General features: G+C 61.8%; 12 protein-coding genes. 6 read left to right on the forward strand and 6 right to left on the reverse strand.

From position 1 onward, the window contains the following. Positions 1-198 precede the first annotated feature (198 nt). The 4 genes from KW568_RS03495 to KW568_RS03510 all read left to right on the forward strand — a co-directional run bounded on the left by KW568_RS03495 (position 199) and on the right by KW568_RS03510 (position 2,897). Complete coding sequence (locus KW568_RS03495; RefSeq protein ID WP_176393428.1) at positions 199-1,563, forward strand: type II toxin-antitoxin system HipA family toxin; 1,365 nt, start codon at positions 199-201, stop codon at positions 1,561-1,563. Further along, positions 1,560-2,027, forward strand: a complete 468-nt coding sequence (locus KW568_RS03500) for a helix-turn-helix domain-containing protein (protein ID WP_003247525.1) — start codon at positions 1,560-1,562, stop codon at positions 2,025-2,027. Before KW568_RS03495 ends, KW568_RS03500 begins: the two co-directional genes overlap by 4 nt. A gap of 521 nt (positions 2,028-2,548) precedes the next feature. Further along, a complete protein-coding gene (locus KW568_RS03505; protein WP_256559744.1) occupies positions 2,549-2,677 on the forward strand; it encodes a hypothetical protein in 129 nt (42 codons plus the stop codon). Beyond that, a complete protein-coding gene (locus KW568_RS03510) occupies positions 2,670-2,897 on the forward strand; it encodes a hypothetical protein (RefSeq protein ID WP_003247523.1) in 228 nt (75 codons plus the stop codon). The genes KW568_RS03505 and KW568_RS03510 overlap by 8 nt, the downstream gene beginning before the upstream one ends. A 64-nt stretch (positions 2,898-2,961) precedes the next feature. Here the strand turns inward: KW568_RS03510 and KW568_RS03515 are convergent, their stop codons facing one another. Further along, positions 2,962-4,347: a GntP family permease gene (locus KW568_RS03515; protein WP_033725223.1), complete on the reverse strand. Its 1,386-nt coding sequence runs from the start codon at positions 4,345-4,347 to the stop codon at positions 2,962-2,964. A 432-nt stretch (positions 4,348-4,779) separates the two neighbouring features. Here KW568_RS03515 and KW568_RS03520 point away from each other — a divergent pair, with 432 nt between their 5' ends. After that, a complete protein-coding gene (locus tag KW568_RS03520; RefSeq protein WP_004575717.1) occupies positions 4,780-5,709 on the forward strand; it encodes a malate dehydrogenase in 930 nt (309 codons plus the stop codon). 105 nt (positions 5,710-5,814) lie between these two features. Here the strand turns inward: KW568_RS03520 and KW568_RS03525 are convergent, their stop codons facing one another. Together KW568_RS03525 and KW568_RS03530 are read right to left on the reverse strand one after the other, a co-directional pair. Further along, positions 5,815-6,636, reverse strand: a complete 822-nt coding sequence (locus KW568_RS03525) for an amino acid ABC transporter permease (protein WP_003247513.1) — start codon at positions 6,634-6,636, stop codon at positions 5,815-5,817. Then, positions 6,633-7,454 carry an ABC transporter substrate-binding protein gene (locus KW568_RS03530; protein WP_003247511.1) on the reverse strand — a complete coding sequence of 274 codons (822 nt, stop codon included), beginning with the start codon at positions 7,452-7,454 and terminating at the stop codon, positions 6,633-6,635. Before KW568_RS03530 ends, KW568_RS03525 begins: the two co-directional genes overlap by 4 nt. A 118-nt stretch (positions 7,455-7,572) precedes the next feature. Between KW568_RS03530 and KW568_RS03535 the strand changes: the two genes are divergently transcribed. Then, a complete protein-coding gene (locus tag KW568_RS03535; RefSeq protein ID WP_193774180.1) occupies positions 7,573-8,457 on the forward strand; it encodes a homocysteine S-methyltransferase family protein in 885 nt (294 codons plus the stop codon). A gap of 147 nt (positions 8,458-8,604) precedes the next feature. Here KW568_RS03535 and KW568_RS03540 read toward each other — a convergent pair whose 3' ends face one another. From KW568_RS03540 to KW568_RS03550, 3 genes are all read right to left on the reverse strand, one after another. Then, the gene (locus tag KW568_RS03540; RefSeq protein ID WP_004575715.1) at positions 8,605-9,558 is read right to left on the reverse strand and encodes an arsenic resistance protein; all 954 of its coding nucleotides are present in this window, start codon (positions 9,556-9,558) and stop codon (positions 8,605-8,607) included. Positions 9,559-9,846: 288 nt separating this feature from the next. After that, on the reverse strand, positions 9,847-11,100 hold the full coding sequence (gene glyA / locus KW568_RS03545; protein ID WP_003247505.1) for a serine hydroxymethyltransferase: 1,254 nt from the start codon (positions 11,098-11,100) through the stop codon (positions 9,847-9,849). Between the two features lie 306 nt (positions 11,101-11,406). Then, positions 11,407-15,237, reverse strand: a complete 3,831-nt coding sequence (locus KW568_RS03550) for an EAL domain-containing protein (protein WP_003247503.1) — start codon at positions 15,235-15,237, stop codon at positions 11,407-11,409. Positions 15,238-15,297 lie beyond the last annotated feature (60 nt).

Raw genomic sequence — 15,297 nt, forward strand, 5'->3', positions numbered from 1 at the left:
GCCCGTGCCATCCACCACCTACCCAACGCAATTAAACATGGTCCTATAACCCAAAGGTTGAATCACACTTCCTGCCTTCCAGGCGCAGCAACGACCTCTAGCCCCCCTCCCGCGCGCTGTGAATGCATAATCGGTAGTGTGATGCCGGTTTTATCCGTGCTTAAGCTTTTAATCAGCAAAATATTGCCGATTACTGCCATGCGCACTATGATAATCAGCATTAAAGTACTGATTAATGGTGTCCCGATGCCGCTCAGACTCACGATCCAGGCTTTCTCCGATGGTGCATGGCGCGATGCAGCGACACTCACGGTTGAGAACCCCGAGCGTGTTGCTGATGGAAGGTGCCTTGTCGCCTACGACAGCGACTACATCATCGCGAACGTTGATCGCATGGAAGATCGTTGCGAACTCGCCCTAAGCGTTAACCTTCCGTTGAACTGGGACCACCATGACGTCAAAGGGTATCCAGCATTCCTCTACGACATCATTCCCTCTGGTGCTGCCAAGGACTCTCTTGAATCCCGCTATGGGCGTCTTAAGCCCGAAGGTGTGGAAATGGGGTTGTACCTTCTGGAGCGCTTCACGCCGGCGCCTATTGGGCACCTGCGCATCAAGGAATCGGTGGAAGGCCTTCAGCCGGATCGGAGCGAGGCTTTCGCGCATGCTGAGGTCGTGGACAGGACGAACGAATTTCTTGAGTACGCCTATGAAACCGGCGCGGCGTTGGGCGGTGCTACCGGTGCCAACGGGCAAGCCCCCAAGCTAGTCATGACCGAAGCCCACGGCGGTGCTCTGTATGCGGATGCGATGCTCCCCGATGACCAGGCGTGCCGTCACTGGCTGATCAAGTTCGCGCGTAATCGAGGCGGCGAGCGCGACCAAGACATCCTGCGAACAGAGTTTCATTACTACAAGGCGGTTGCTGCCCTCGGCCTTGATACGGTTGCCACTGATGGTTTGGCGCTTGAAGAGGCATTGAAGCCAAGCCTCTGGATGCCACGATTTGATCGCCGAGTAGTGGATGGCATGGTGGAGCGGATACCCCTGGAGTCGGTGTACTCGATCTGCGGTATTACCGGCTACGCGCATCCGATGGCGCATGCCGAAGTGGTTCACCGACTGGTAGGCCTATGGATCGATAACGGCCAGCAGGATGAGGTGGACGACCTGGTGTTCGAGTATGTGCGGCGCGATCTGCTGAACCGCATTTTAGGGAACACCGATAACCACGGCCGCAACACTTCCATCATGCGTGTGGGTGGGAGGTTTTGTTTGGCGCCAATCTATGACCTCGCGCCAATGATCCTCGATGAAGAGGGCATCACACGGACGACGAAGTGGGCGGCAGAGCGCAAGGGGTCTTCTAATTGGCGCGACAACTGCGCTGAGCTTGTTGGTTACACTGATCCCGATGTCCTGCTGCAACGGTTGATGAATGCGGCTGAGGCATTCCGGGCGTTGCCCGATTTGCTGACCGATGCGCCCGAATCGATGCGCAATGCAGCCTCTCTACCCGTGAATAACCTGGACAAGCGACTCGTGGAGTGGGGACTGCGATGAAAAAACTACAGCCTGAAGAGCGCGCCCAGCTTGTAGAGGATATCGTCAAGCGCAACGCGGCGGGGCTCGATCCAATTGGCACGTCCATCCGCCGTCTGCGGCTCGAAGTCACCGGGCTTGACCAAGAGACCTTCGCGGCCATGTGCAAGATGTCCACGAAAAGCCTGTACGAACTGGAAAGCGGGAAGTCGAATCCGAAGCTCAGCACTTTGGAGGCCGTGCTGCGTCTCTTTGGTGTGCGGATGGGGATGGTGATGACTGCCAAAGATAAGCCCACTGCAACGCTCGTCGGCAACACTGTCGGCCAGTTGAAGACTGGTGGGCCAATCGCTGTGGCCGCGCCGCTAGCCAGTTCCTGCGTGGTGGCCGGACCGAAACGAGGGAAAAGCCCTGCGGCAGCCAAAGCGAAGAAGGCAGTGTCGAGGCCGGCATCGTCACGGGCACGGAAAAGCAGTCAGGAATAACTACAACTGGGATTCATCAAGCGATTCGGATTATTAGCCGGTTGGCCAGGTATCGCATGTTGCGCCTGGCCTAGTCTGCTTAAGGCCGCTGAAGGATTATTCCAGTCATATCGGGGTATGGGGCTGCTGCGCAGCCCTTCGCAGGCAAGCCAGCTCCTACACGGACCGCATTTATCCTGGGAAGTACATGTGACCTGTGGCAAGCCGTTTTCCTACGGCGCGCGTTGGCTATTCGTGCCCCGAGAAACTTGCGAAAACCGCCACCCAGGAATAAAGTCCCTCTGTCGCCGAAGCATCGGCGATGCGACCTTGGCCGGTCGGAATCGAAAGGCGCATCAGCGCCCAATCTCCATCGCAGGCGCTTTTTTTGTGCCCGCGATGTTGCGTTATGGCGGTGGTGCGCGGGACACCTTCGGGTGTGCCGGGCTCCTTTCGTCCCGGTCGGCCAACCCGCGTACTGCTGCCACCTTAACTTGCTTGGCCGCGAGCGGTGGCAGTTCCATCACGAAAGGAACTCATGCATGACCACCGTAAACCCGTTACAGATCCGCGTATCCGTTCGCCGCCGTTGTTCTTCGGCCGCCCTGAGTGAGCTCACCGTCGGCAAACCTTTCTTCACCTCCGTCCAATCGGAGGCCCGCCATGTCTGACCAAGAACGCCTCTCCACCATCCAAAGCTACGCCTGGACCCTGGAGCTGCTAGGCGAAGCCCTGGTCCAGCACGACGAAATGCTCGAGTGCGAACACAACCCGCGGCTGAGTTTTCGCAACACGGCCGGTATCCATCAGGCGATCCGGATCATCAGCCGGTTGGCCAGTGAGCAGTGTGGGAAGGTAATGGAACGAAGCGAGCAGGATCTGGAACGTTAGGCCAGATCGTTGCTCGAGGGTGGGGCCAGATTGGGGCTGCTGCGCAGCCCCCGTTGACTCGAGTTCAACCTATGGTGATGGCCGCATTCAACATCAACACCACAATCAGCCCGACCACCGCCACGATGGACTGCACCACCGAGATGGTCTTGGTGGCTTCGCCCATGGTCATGCCAAAGGATTCTTTCACCATCCAGAAGCCTGCATGGTTCGCATAGTTGAAGAACAGCGAACCGCAGCCGATGGACAAGGCCAGCAAAGGCAGGTTGAGGCTGGGGTCTGCACCTGCCAGCGGCGCCAGCAAGCCGGCAGCACCCACAATACCGACCGTGGCGGAACCGGTAGACACCGAGAGCAGCATCGCGATCAGCCACCCCAGAATCAGGGGAGGGAAGGCAGATTGCTGGGTCAGGTGCACAATGGCATCGCCTACCTTGGCGCTGGTCAGCATCTCTTGAAAGGCACCGCCACCGGCAATGATCATGATGATCGAGGCGATTGGCTTGAGGCTTTTGCCCAGTGCATCGCGCAGCTGTTCGGCGTCGCCGCCGCGCGCAAGCACCAGGCTGGCGCCGGCGAACAGCACGCCCAGCAGCATGGCGATCAGCGGGTTGCCCAGGAAACTGGCCAGTTCCAGCAGCGCATTGCCTTTGGGCAGCAGCATCTCGGCGACGGCATGCACCAGCATCAGGATGGCCGGCAGCAATGCGGCCAGCACGCCGACCATTACCCCGGGGCGGGGCTGGCCATCGGCTTTTTCAGCCAGTGTGAACTGGTCCAGCAATGCCTGATCGGGCCGCGTGTTCATGCGCGGTGAAATGAACATGCCGTACAGCGGGCCGCCCAGGATCATTGCCGGAATGGCGGCAAGGAAGCCATAGAGCATGGTGGGCCCCACCGAGGTCTTGAGCACGGCGATGGCGGTCAGGGGGCCTGGGTGCGGCGGTACCATGCCGTGCATGGCGGCAAGCGCCGAAATGACCGGCACACCTACGTACACATACGCCGAGCCTTTGAAGCGCGCCTTGCTTTCCAGTTTGCGCGCCACGCTGAATATCAGCGGCAGCATGATCACCAGGCCGACTTCGAAAAACATGGGGATGCCAATGACGAAGGCAACCAGCATCATGGCCCAAGGGATCATGCGGTCGGAGGTGCGCTTGAGGATGACATCCGCGACCTGCTCCGTGACGCCTGCGTCAGCCAGGATCTTGCCAAGCATCGCACCCAGCGCGATCACCACCCCCACTGCGCCCAGTGTCTTGCCGGCGCCGGTGAGCAGGTGGGAGACGATGCTGCCTGGCGCCATATGCGTTGCGAAGCCCACGCCAATGGACACCACCAGCAAGGCCAGCAGCGGGTGCATCTTAAGGCGCGAAACGATGAGCGCCACCAGCACCAGAACGCTGGCCAAGGCTGTCAGTAATAGCTGTATATCTAAGGGAGTCATTCAAGGAGTCTCGGTTGGGCTGGCGCTCGGCTGCACTCAGGGTTTGAAGGCGTGACGGGCGTTTCCACGGGGCATGCCCAGGTGGCTGCCGTTGGGGCTGCTGCTACGTTTTCGAGGAAGGGGACGCGGCTTTGCGCTAGCTGCCGCTCACAGGCGGGCGCCTGGTAACGGAAGATGGGCAGCAGGGAGGCGTGGCGCTGAGGCCGGTGTGCGGCGGTGTGGCGACGGGGCGCTTGGGCAGCATGGTCATCGATTGATTCACCTTGTTGTATGGTCATCTATATGAATCTGGCCAAAGTATTCGCGCTGCCATGGAATACTGTCAAGTGAAGGTAGTCGCATCGTCTTGGGTGGCCATTTAGCCCCGGCAGGCAATACTTCTCTCTATACGCAGGCGTGTTCCTGGTGGCGCGCGCCGCTGGGAGGTGTCTGGTGAACAAATTAACGATTGTGGGTGCCGGCCTGGTCGGCGAGGCGGCGGCGCAGATCATCGCCCGGGATGAGTTGTGCCGTGAGCTGGTGTTGATGGACGTGCAGGGTGAACTGGCGCAGGGCAAGGCGCTGGACGTTTGGCAGGCTGCGGTGGATTCAGGTTCCGATACCCATGTTCACGGCGGGGCCAAAGCCGAGATGCTGGAGGGCTCCGAGCTGGTGGTGATCACGGCGGGTGTGCCGCGCAAGCCCGGCCAGTCACGCCAGGATGTATTGAGCACCAACCTGCCAATCCTCGACAGCATCATGGCGGATATCAAACACCACGCACCCACAGCGACGGTGCTCGTGGTGTCCAACCCGGTCGATGTGCTCACCTATCGCGCCTGGAGCGTCAGCGGGCAGGGGCGCGACAAGGTGTTTGGGCAGGCGGGGGGGCTGGATACCGCGCGCATGAAGTGTTTTATCGCTGAGCAAACCGGGTTTTCTGCACGGGATATCACGGCGCTGGTGCTGGGCGGGCATGGCGACAGCATGGTGCCGCTGATGCGCTACTGCCAGATCGGCTCGGTGCCGCTGTCGCACTTCCTGTCCAGCGAGCAGATCGAACAGATTGTCGAGCGCACCCGTAAGGGCGGCGGCGAGATTCTGGGGTTGAAGAAGACGGGGAGCGCCTGCGATGCACCGGGCGTGGCCATTGCGCAGATGGTTGATGCGATCGCCAATGGGCGGAACCGTATTTTGCCGGCGGTTGCGATTCTTGAGGGCGAGTATGGGCGAACGGATATCGCCATGGGGGTGCCCTGCGTACTGGCAGAGAAGGGGCTTGAGCGGATTATCGAGTTGCCGCTGGATGCGCAGGAACAGGCGATGTTCGACCACTCTGCAGACCAGGTGGCGCGGGATATTGCCGAGATGAAAGCTTTGTGAGCGGCAAAGCGGCTTCAGTTGACGCGTTCGATGCAGGAGCGCCCTGGTGGCGCTCCTGCACGTCGTGCCTGCATAGATGATTCTGCAAGGGGCCGTGTGCAGCCCTCAGCGCTGATAAGCCTTGCCGAAATGCCGTTCCAGGCGTGCCTGCAGCAGCTCCAGCAGTATCGACAGCACCCAGTAGATCACGGCGGCGGTGGTCAGCATTTCCAGGTAGCGATAGCTCGAACGCCCATACGACTGCGCCAGAAACATCACCTCCCAAACCCCCATCACGGAAATCAGCGACGAGTCCTTGAGCATCGAAATGAACTGGTTGGCGGTGGGCGGAATGATCACCCGCATGGCCTGGGGCAGGATGATGTGGCAGAAGATCTGCGGTGTGCGCATGCCCAGTGCCAATGCTGCTTCACGTTGCCCACGGGCCACACCGAGGATGCCGGCGCGGAAGATCTCGCTCAGGTAGGCCCCGTAGTTCAGCGACAAGGCAATGATGCCGGCGCTGATGGCGCCGGGTACCAGGCCCACCTGCGGCAGCCCCAGGTAGATCAGCAGAATCTGGATCAGCAGCGGCGTGCCACGGAAGAACGAGGTGTAGAAGCTGGCCACACCCACCAGCACCGCGCTGTTGGATAACCGTGCCAGCGCGGCGGCAAAGCCGAGCAGCACGGATACCACCATCGAGCACAGGCACAGGAACAGGGTCAGTGCGGCGCCTTGCAGAAAACCATTGGGCCCCAGCTTGAAACCGGCCAGGTTGGGAAACTTCTCCAGAATGATGGCGAACTTCAGGTCAAAGCTGAGGAAGAAGGCGACAAACAGCCCGAACAGCGCCAGCCAGGTCAGCAGTAACCGGGTGCGAAAGCCGAACAGGCCGGCGCCCGCTGGCTTTGCCACGGGCTTGGGGGAGGGGGGGAAGGTGCTCATTTGCTGATGTCGGCGCCAATCCATTTCTGCGACAGCTTGGCCAGGGTGCCATCAGCCTTCAGCTCGGCGAACACCTGGCGTACCTTGGCATCCCACTCAGGGTCGCCTTTTTCGATGGCCACCGCGTTGGGCTCTTCATACAGCGGCGCGCCGGCCAGCTTGAAGCGCTTGTCTTGCTGCAGGCGCGGCTGCGCGGTCACCAGGTTGGTAATGATGGCGTCCAGGCGCACGCCAGTGCCCAGGCCCAAGTCCTGGAAGGCGACGTTTTCAGTGTCGTAGGGCGCAGCCTGCACGAAGTCGAACGGGTAATCGATCTTCTGGTCTTCCTTGCCTTCAATGACCAGGTTCTTGTTCAGGTAGCTTTCGTAGCTCGATGCACTGATCGAACCCACCTTGCGGCCTTCCAGGTCTTTGGCGCCATGGATGCGCTCATCCGAGGCATTGACCACGATCACGGCGGGCGATGCGTAGTACTCCACGGGGAAGTCGAACACCTCGGCGCGTGCCTTGCTCGGGGTCATCGAGCAAATGCAGATGTCGTAGCGCCCGCTCCAGCGGCCAGCGGCAATCACGTCCCAGGACGGTGTTTCCAGGCGCAGTTTGACGCCGAGCTTGTCGGCCACTGCCTTGGCCACGTCCACGTCGTAACCGTCGAGCTGGTTGTGGTCATTGAGGAAGGAAAACGGCGGGTAGCTTTCCATCAGCACGTTAACCATTTCCTTGCGCGATTCAACCCGCTCCAACGTGGCGCCAGCAAAGGCTTGGGTGGCAGTTGCGAGCAGTACAAGGCCCGCACCCAGCAGAGAAGAAAATCGCATGTACATACCTGATATGTTGGGCAAATGGGTGATAGGGTATTTAATAGTTATAACCCCAATCCCCATAATGAATTTTATTCATAAGAACCTTCAGAGAAGTTATATGGCAGAGCGAACGATGGTAATTCTGGACGGTGGCATGGGCCGAGAGCTGCAGCGCAGCGGTGCACCGTTTCGCCAGCCCGAGTGGTCGGCGCTGGCGCTGAGCGAGGCGCCGGAGGCGGTCGTGGGCGTGCATGCAGCCTTCATCGAGGCGGGTGCGCAGGTCATCACCAGCAACAGCTATGCAGTAGTGCCGTTCCACATCGGTGAAGAACGCTTTGCCGCCGAAGGGCGACAGCTGGCCCATATCGCAGGCCAGCTTGCGCGGCACGCGGCAGATAGCGGCGCGCACCCGGTCAGGGTGGCCGGTTCGCTGCCGCCGCTGTTCGGGTCCTACCGCCCCGACCTGTTCCAGCCCGAGCGTGTGGCAGAGGTGCTGACCCCGTTGCTCCAGGGCCTGGCCCCGCATGTTGACCTGTGGCTGGCCGAAACCCAGAGTTCCGTGGCCGAAGTGCGGGCCATTCATAGCCATTTGCCGGCAGACGGCAGGCCGTTCTGGGTGTCCTTCACCCTGCAGGACGAGGACGTCGACGAGGTTCCGCGCCTGCGCTCCGGTGAACCGGTGGCCGACGCCATCGAAGCCGCAGTCAGCCTGGGGGTGGCTGCGGTGTTGTTCAACTGCAGCCAGCCGGAGGTGATCGGCGCCGCCATTGATGTTGCGCGCTCCGTCATCGAGCGGCACAACGCCGAGATTGCCATCGGTGCCTATGCCAACGCCTTCCCGCCGCAGCCCAAAGAAGCCACTGCCAACGATGGCCTGGACGAACTGCGCGAAGACCTCGATCCGCCGGGTTACCTGGCATGGGCCAAGGACTGGCGTGCGCGGGGTGCCAGCATGGTCGGCGGTTGCTGTGGCATCGGCCCGGAACATATCGCCGAGCTGAAGCGCAACCTGGCTTAAGCGCCCACGTGGCCGGGCGGCTTTGCTAGAGGCGAACAGTCGCTGACGTTGAGCCTGGCCCGGCGTATCGAGGTCGGCTATCTGGAAGAGGTGCGGATGTTTGCTATGTGCCTCGAATAGTCTTTTCTCTATGACGAGTGCCACGGGTCAACGCACAAACCGTGGTACCGCCCGTACATAGATCAGTTCGCTCACCAGCTCTACCAGGGTTTGCGTGATCACCGCCGCTGCCGCCAACCCGCGCATCTCTTCTGGCAACGCCAGCGCCAGCGGCAGCACCACCAGCGAGTTGCGCGTGGCTGCGCTGAAGGTCACCGAGCGTGCCTCGCTGGCCGGCAGGCGCAGCAGGCGCGCACAGATGAAGCCGAGCACCGGCGCCAGCAGCATGAAGCCGATGTATACCGGAACCACCGGCAGTAAACGGTCGAAATCACGCAGTACCACGACAATCTGCGAAGCGATCACCACCATCAGCACCAAGGCCATCGCCGGCACCGGCAACCACGCCCAGGCGTCGTTCCAGGTCGCGACTGCGCGCGAGCGCCGGGCACCGGCGCTGGTGAGCACCGCGAGGGCCATCGGCAACACGATCAACAGCACGAAGGCTTCCACGAACGGGGTGATGGAAATTGCCACCTGGCTGCTGCCACCCAGCATCAGGGCCAGATACACCGGCAGCAGCACCAGTTGCGCCAGCAATAACAGGGGGGTTGCGGCCAGTGTCAGGCGTGAGTCGCCTTTGCCAATGTGGGTGAACACCACCACGTAGTCGATGCAGGGCGTAAGCAGCACCAGCAAGGCACCGACGAGGATCGCCGGGTGTTCCACCAGCCCGCGGGTGATGGCCCAGACAAGCAGCGGAACGAGCATGAAATTGGCCAGTAGCAGGGCCGTGATGAAGCGGCGGTTACCCAGGCCCTGGCGCAGGTCGAGGAAGGGTATTTGCAGGAACATCGCGTACATCAGCACGGCGATGGCCGGAGTGATCAGGGCTTCCAGATGCCGTGCGCTGTGGCTGGCCATCAAGCCGAAGGCAACGGCTGCGAGCACGGCAGCGAAGTAGATCGGGATCTGGTGGGTCTCGAGTTGTTCTCTGGTCAAGGTGTGGCCTGTGCGGTGATCAACTGGGAACGCGGTCTTTGTGGGAGCGGCCTTGCGTCGCGATAGGGCCGCAAAGCGGCCCCTGCAATCTATGCATGATGCCGCGATCCTGGGGCCGCTACGCGGCCCTATCGCGACGCAAGGCCGCTCCCACAGGGATCGCGCCAGCTTTTACAAATTGAGCAAGACAGTTGCTCCTCCAAAGAGCAGCAGTGCGTGTGAAACAAACGAAATCAAACGAAAAAGCCCGGCACTGGGCCGGGCTTTTTCACTTCAGGCAAGCGCCAATCAGTTGCCGTAAACCGGCAGCTTCTTGCAGATGGCCTTGACCTTCTCACGGACAGCGTCGATCACCGCTTCGTTGTTCAGGTCGGCCAGGATGTCGCAGATCCAGCCGGCCAGTTCCTTGCACTCGGCTTCCTTGAAACCACGGGTGGTCACGGCTGGGGTGCCGAAACGCAGGCCCGAGGTGACGAACGGCGAACGCGGGTCGTTCGGTACCGAGTTCTTGTTGACGGTGATGAAGGCTTTGCCCAGTGCGGCGTCAGCATCCTTACCGGAGATTTCCTGCTTGATCAGCGACAGCAGGAACAGGTGGTTCTGGGTGCCACCGGAAACCACGTCGAAACCGCGCTCGATGAACACGCTGGCCATGGCCTGGGCGTTCTTCACGACCTGCTGCTGGTAAGCCTTGAACTCTGGCTGCAGGGCTTCCTTGAAGCAGATGGCCTTGGCCGCGATGACGTGCTCCAGCGGGCCGCCCTGGGCGCCCGGGAAGACGGCGGAGTTCAGCTTCTTCTCGATGTCGGCGTTGGCACGGGCCAGGATCAGGCCGCCGCGCGGGCCGCGCAGGGTCTTGTGGGTGGTGGTGGTGACCACGTCGGCGAACGGAACAGGGTTCGGGTACACGCCAGCGGCAACCAGGCCGGCAACGTGGGCCATGTCGACGAACAGGTAGGCACCGACCTTGTCGGCGATGGCGCGGAAGCGGGCGAAGTCCAGAACCTGCGAGTAGGCCGAGAAGCCGGCAACGATCATCTTGGGCTTGTGCTCGACAGCCAGGCGCTCGACTTCGTCGTAGTCGATCAGGCCGTTGCCGTCGATGCCGTACTGGATAGCGTTGTACAGCTTGCCCGAGGAGCTTACCGAAGCACCGTGGGTCAGGTGGCCACCGTGGGCCAGGCTCATGCCCAGGATGGTGTCACCGGCAGACAGCAGGGCCAGGTAGACGGCAGCGTTGGCCTGGGAGCCAGCGTGCGGCTGTACGTTGGCGTAGTCGGCGCCGAACAGCTCCTTGGCACGGTCGATGGCCAGTTGCTCGACGACGTCGACGTACTCGCAACCGCCGTAGTAGCGCTTGCCTGGGTAGCCTTCGGCGTACTTGTTGGTCAGGACCGAGCCCTGGGCTTCCATGACTGCCGGGCTGGTGTAGTTTTCCGAAGCGATCAGCTCGATATGCTCTTCCTGGCGCAGAGCTTCTTGCTGCATGGCTTCGAAGAGCTCGGCGTCGTACTTGGCAATGGTCAAATCACGGCTGAACATGGCGGTCCTCAAGGATCGGGGTAATTTGGGTGTGCATTCTAACCGATTGATTCGCGGCTGGCATATGAAGTGGCGTCAAGTCGCAGACCAATGGGCTTCATCTTGCATCCCGCGCCGTTTCTGGGCTGGGCGGGGGCAGGAGTTGACCTGGAAGTCCGCTTTTTATGCAGGATTGTGTCGCGACATCGTACTTGTCGGAACGGGTTTACCCGCTAAGAAGGCGGCGCGGTGGATGGCACCGGCTTTGCCGGTGTTCGCGGGTAAACCCGCTCCTACGGGGGACCTTGCGAGCAGGCAGCGTGCGGGTCAATGGAACATGAACAAGGTCTCGTTGGAGAATTGCGCCTCGAACTGATGCGCCGGCATCGGCCGCCCGAACAGATAGCCCTGCACCTCGTCGCAACCATGCTCGCGCAGAAACTCCAGCTGTTCGTGGGTTTCCACGCCCTCAGCGATGACTGCCAGGTTGAGGCTGTGGGCCATGGCGATGATCGCCCGGGCAATCTGCGCGTCCTGTTCGCCTTCGGGCAGGCCGTCAACGAAGGTACGGTCGATCTTCAGGACGTCGATGGGGAACTGCTTGAGGTAGTTGAGCGACGAGTAGCCGGTGCCGAAGTCGTCTACCGCAATGCTCAGGCCGAGGTTCTTCAGGCTGGCAAGAATCTGCAGCGCCTCGTTCACCTCACGCATCAGGATACTTTCGGTCAACTCCAGTTCCAGGCACGCCGGCGGCAGGCCGCTTTCTTCCAGGATGTTGGCAATCCGCGTGCCCAGTTGGCCGTCTGAGAACTGCCGCGCCGAAATATTCACCGACACTTTCGGCACTCGCACCTTGGCCTTGTGCCAGGCCTTGAGCTGGCGGCTGGCCTCGCGCAGCACCCAGTCGCCCACGTCCACCACCAGGCCCAGTTCTTCGATCACCGGGATGAAGTCACCCGGCGGCACCAGGCCACGGGTTGGGTGACGCCAGCGCAGCAGCGCTTCGGCGCCCGTCAGGCGCTTGCCGTCGCCGCTGAACTGCGGCTGGTAGTAGAGGATGAACTCGTTCTGCTCCATGGCATGGCGCAGGTCGCTTTCCAGCTCCAGACGCTCCAGGGCGCTGGCGTTCATTTCGGCCTGGTAGAACTGGAAGTTGTTCTTGCCGCGCTCCTTGGCGTGGTACATGGCGGTGTCGGCGTTCTTCATCAGCTGGCTCAGCTCACTGCCATCCTGCGGGCTGAGGGCGATGCCGATGCTGGCGGTGACGAAGAACTCGCGGTTTTCCAGCACGAACGGCCGCACCAGGCTGCCGAGGATGTTCTCGGCCACGTGGATGGCGCGGTTCAGGGCCATTTCGCGGGTGGGGCGCGGCTGCAGCAGCAGGGTGAACTCGTCGCCGCCCATGCGTGCCACCGTGTCGTCGTCATCCACGCAGGCCAGCAGGCGCAGGGCCATGTCCTTGAGCATGCGGTCGCCGGCCGCATGGCCGAGGGAGTCGTTGATCGGTTTGAAGCGGTCGAGGTCGAGGAACATCAGCACCACCCAGGCCTTCTGCCGCTCGGCCTGCTGCAGGGCATTGTACAAACGGTCCTGGAACAGTGTGCGGTTGGGCAGGTGGGTAAGGGCGTCGTAGTAGGCCAGGCGGTGGATGCGCTGTTCGCTGGCCTTGCGTTCGCTGATGTCGGTGAAGAAGCACACGTAGCTGGCCAGGTCGCCTTCGTCGTCCAGTACCGCGGTGATGCCGACCCAGGCCGGGTAATGGTCGCCGTCACGGCGCTTGAGCCACACCTCACCTTCCCAGCTGCCGCGCTGGTGCAGTTGCTTGACCACATAGCGCAGGTGGCCTTCCTGCTGTTCATCGACAGTGAGCATGCCCGGCAATTGGTCGAGCACTTCACTGACGGCGTAACCGCTGACGCGGCTGAACGCCTCGTTGGCCTGGACGATATAGCCGGCCGGGTCGGTGATTAGGATCGCCGACGTGGAATGTTCGAATACGGTCGCGGCCATGCGCAGGTCTTTTTCGGCACGACGTTGCTGGCTGATGTCGCGGCCCACCCCGAGTACGCCTTCGAAGCGCTGGTCATCGTCCCACACCAGCACCAGGCGCAGCTCGATCGGGATCTTGCGGCCATCGGCACGCAGGCAGTCGAACAGGAACAGCTGGGTGGGTAACTGGCTGCACAGTTGCGCCATCTGCGCCGGATCGCCCATGGCCTTGCTGACACGCTCCATCAGGCTGTAGATGCCAGTGAGCTGGGCCGGGTTGGCGACGATCGACTGCCAGCCGTTGGCGAAGATCCAGTCGGCCTGGTAGCCCAGCACGCTCTGTACCGAGGGGCTGACATAATTGAGCTTGAGCTGGTTGTCGGTGGAAAAGATCACGTCGCTGATGCTTTCGGCGAGCATGCGGTAGCGTTGCTCGCTGTCACGTAGCGACTGGCTGGCCTCGATCTGAACGGTGACATCCTTGCCCACACCGATGATGCGCGTCACCAGGCCTTCGGCGTTGCGGGTCAGCACTTGCTCGCGGATGTCGTAGCAGCGCCAGCTTCCGTCGCGGTGGCGGAAGCGCAGCTGGCAGTGCAGCGGTTGGTCATGACCGCTGTCGCGCTGTTGCTGGCGCAGTGCCTGGTAGTGTGCGGCGTCCTCGGGGTGCAGCAGCAGCTCCCAGAAGCGGTCGCCCATCTGTGCCAGCTCGGTGCGGTCGTAGCCCAGGGTCTGGCCGAGGTGGCGGTTGCTGAAGATCATCCGCTGGCTGGGCACATCCTGCACATACAACTGGTCGGGTACGGTGCGTACCACGTCCGACCAGAAGCTTTCGCGTTCCAGTAGCGACAGCTCCACCTGTTTGCGGCTGGTGATATCGCTGATGCTGAGGATCACCGCCTGGTGATCACGACGCTGCAGCGGCAGGCGGGCCATCAGCCACAGGTGCAGCTCGTCGCCCTGCGGTGTCGGCAAGCGCACTTCCAGCTCCAGCAGCGGGCGTTGTTCGATCAGTGCGTCGATCAGTTGCATGCCGACGCTGTCTCGGCTGTCGCCAGTGCCATTGATCAGCCGCTGCCAGGCACCTTCGTGGCAGTCGATGTTCAGCAGCTGGCGCGCCACTTGGTTGACCTCGGTGATCTTCAGCTCCAGCAGCAGCGAGCGGCGCAGGTTCGGGTCCAGCGCCAGGCTGTGCTTGAGTGCGGCCCGGTTACGCAGGTGGTAGCGATCGAGCTGGCCAGGCAGGCTGGACAGGTCGAGCACGCACAGGGCAACGCCGGTGCCTTCAAAAATTTCCTGATAACGCCGACGGTCTTCCTGCAGCGCCCGCTGGCGGCGACGCATGTTGATCAGCGCCAGCACCGGCAGCAGGGCGCAGAACAGCACCAGCAGGCATTTGCCAAACAGCGCCGGCAATAATTTTTGTCGGGCCAGTTTGGCGTCGAACAGACCGCGTAGCTGCCAGGTGCTGTTTTCGATAAAGGCCAGCATCACGCTTTGCAGCGGCTCGTCGCTGGTGTCGGTTGCGGTATGGCGCTGCAGCACCTCGCCGCTGCGGCTGTTTTCCAGCAGCCACTGCGGGTGGCCACTGCCCTCGAGGTGGAGGGTAAGCTCGCGGTAATAGTCCGGTGACAGGCGCAGTAGCCAGTAGCCGCTACCCTGTGAGGCATCCTGGCGCAGCAACAGGTACAGGATGTGGTTGTCGGCCGAATTGGTGAAGAAGTACGGGCGTCCCTGGCTCAGCACGAGCAACTCGTCAAGCGACTGGCGGTCGGGGCTGCCGGCCAGGCTGTCGGCGCGTAGCTGCCCGGTGTTGTTCAGCCAGGCCATGCTCTGCAGGGCGGGGAGGCGCTCGCGCAGGGTACCGAGCAGGCTGGGCAGGGCGGCAGGTGTTGGTGCATCAAGGTAGGGTTGCACCACGTTTACGGCCTGTTGCGCCTTGAGCGCCATGTTCAGGCTCAGATGGTCGGCCAGTTCCGCGGAGGCGTCCAGGCTCTGTTTGCGCAATTCGGCCTGGGTATGATTGAACTGGGCGAACAGCTGCCACAGCAGCAGGCCCAGCAGGATCAGGGCCAGCAGCGCCAGCGCACCCTTGATCGACCCGCGCAGGATAGTTGCGGGTGCTTGTGGGGCGGAACGCAATGACGACGGATGAGTAAGGTTGGTCAAGCGTTGATCCTGCGATTGGGCTGGCGATGGCAGGGAATGATCGTGCACGGAGCGTGCCGG

This window comes from Pseudomonas sp. HD6515 (assembly GCF_024971855.1).
GTDB lineage: Bacteria > Pseudomonadota > Gammaproteobacteria > Pseudomonadales > Pseudomonadaceae > Aquipseudomonas > Aquipseudomonas alloputida.

Coding starts and splice junctions, on each gene's coding strand:
- KW568_RS03510 (WP_003247523.1), top strand. CDS start 2,670: ATGTCTGACCAAGAACGCCTCTCCACCATCCAAAGCTACGCCTGGACC.
- KW568_RS03500 (WP_003247525.1), top strand. CDS start 1,560: ATGAAAAAACTACAGCCTGAAGAGCGCGCCCAGCTTGTAGAGGATATC.
- KW568_RS03535 (WP_193774180.1), top strand. CDS start 7,573: ATGGTAATTCTGGACGGTGGCATGGGCCGAGAGCTGCAGCGCAGCGGT.
- glyA (WP_003247505.1), bottom strand. CDS start 11,100: ATGTTCAGCCGTGATTTGACCATTGCCAAGTACGACGCCGAGCTCTTC.
- KW568_RS03495 (WP_176393428.1), top strand. CDS start 199: ATGCGCACTATGATAATCAGCATTAAAGTACTGATTAATGGTGTCCCG.
- KW568_RS03505 (WP_256559744.1), top strand. CDS start 2,549: ATGACCACCGTAAACCCGTTACAGATCCGCGTATCCGTTCGCCGCCGT.
- KW568_RS03515 (WP_033725223.1), bottom strand. CDS start 4,347: ATGACTCCCTTAGATATACAGCTATTACTGACAGCCTTGGCCAGCGTT.
- KW568_RS03530 (WP_003247511.1), bottom strand. CDS start 7,454: ATGCGATTTTCTTCTCTGCTGGGTGCGGGCCTTGTACTGCTCGCAACT.
- KW568_RS03525 (WP_003247513.1), bottom strand. CDS start 6,636: ATGAGCACCTTCCCCCCCTCCCCCAAGCCCGTGGCAAAGCCAGCGGGC.